Annotated in this window: 2 protein-coding genes and 1 pseudogene; all 3 read left to right on the forward strand. The window is 40.3% G+C overall.

All coding sequences use genetic code 11. From position 1 onward, the window contains the following. Positions 1–193 precede the first annotated feature (193 nt). Complete coding sequence (gene sboA, locus ACWHAR_RS21810; RefSeq protein WP_003222002.1) at positions 194–325, forward strand: subtilosin A; 132 nt, start codon at positions 194–196, stop codon at positions 323–325. Then, complete coding sequence (gene sboX, locus ACWHAR_RS21815; protein WP_010886632.1) at positions 282–434, forward strand: bacteriocin-like protein SboX; 153 nt, start codon at positions 282–284, stop codon at positions 432–434. Before sboA ends, sboX begins: the two co-directional genes overlap by 44 nt. A gap of 24 nt (positions 435–458) precedes the next feature. Beyond that, positions 459–1,289 (forward strand): annotated as a pseudogene (locus ACWHAR_RS21820) (PqqD family peptide modification chaperone); the annotation flags it as partial.

Here is a 1,289-nt window from a genome sequence, read left to right on the forward strand (position 1 = left end):
AAAAGCATTTCCTTATATAGAAGAGAAAATCATATCACTAATTACCTTTAGGAAATGTTACATTTTTCCGAAATCTATCATTTCCTTTTCACATTTTTTTCAAAATATATGCATTGAATTAGTAATTTGATAGTTTTAAGATAAAAGTACAACATAGATCTGCTAGAAAAACAAAAAAAGGGAGGATTCAATTATGAAAAAAGCTGTCATTGTAGAAAACAAAGGTTGTGCAACATGCTCGATCGGAGCCGCTTGTCTAGTGGACGGTCCTATCCCTGATTTTGAAATTGCCGGTGCAACAGGTCTATTCGGTCTATGGGGGTAAGGATCTCCCAAAAGGGCATAGTCATTCTACTATGCCCTTTTTAAGTAAATTACAATTTTTAACTAAAATCTACCTCTTGGATATACATACACAACCGTTTTTCATTTGAATCATATGTATAGGGGATGGTATTTTGTTTATAGAGCAGATGTTTCCATTTATTAATGAAAGTGTAAGAGTTCACCAGCTTCCTGAGGGCGGCGTGTAAGAAATCGACTACTTGCGCGATAATGTCTCCATTTCTGACTTTGAGTATTTGGATCTCAACAAAACGGCTTACGAGCTCTGCATGCGCATGGATGGCCAAAAAACAGCTGAGCAGATTTTAGCTGAGCAATGTGCAGTGTATGATGAATCACCGGAAGACCATAAAGATTGGTATTACGACATGCTTAACATGCTCCAGAACAAGCAGGTGATCCAGCTTGGAAACCGGGCCAGCCGCCATACAATCACCACGAGCGGCAGCAATGAATTTCCGATGCCCCTGCACGCCACCTTTGAACTGACGCACCGCTGTAATTTGAAATGCGCCCACTGTTATTTGGAAAGCTCACCTGAAGCGCTCGGCACCGTGTCGATTGAGCAATTCAAAAAAACGGCTGATATGCTGTTTGATAACGGTGTATTGACATGCGAAATCACAGGCGGAGAAATTTTTGTCCATCCAAACGCCAATGAGATTCTTGACTATGTGTGTAAAAAGTTCAAAAAAGTCGCTGTCTTAACAAACGGAACACTCATGCGAAAAGAGAGCCTGGAGCTTTTGAAGACTTACAAGCAAAAAATCATCGTCGGCATTTCTCTTGATAGTGTCAATTCCGAGGTCCATGACTCCTTTAGAGGGAGAAAAGGCTCTTTTGCCCAAACTTGTAAAACGATAAAATTGTTGAGTGACCACGGTATATTTGTCAGAGTCGCCATGTCTGTCTTCGAAAAAAACATGTGGGAAATCCACGATATG

It is taken from the genome of Bacillus sp. LR--39, from assembly GCF_053613335.1.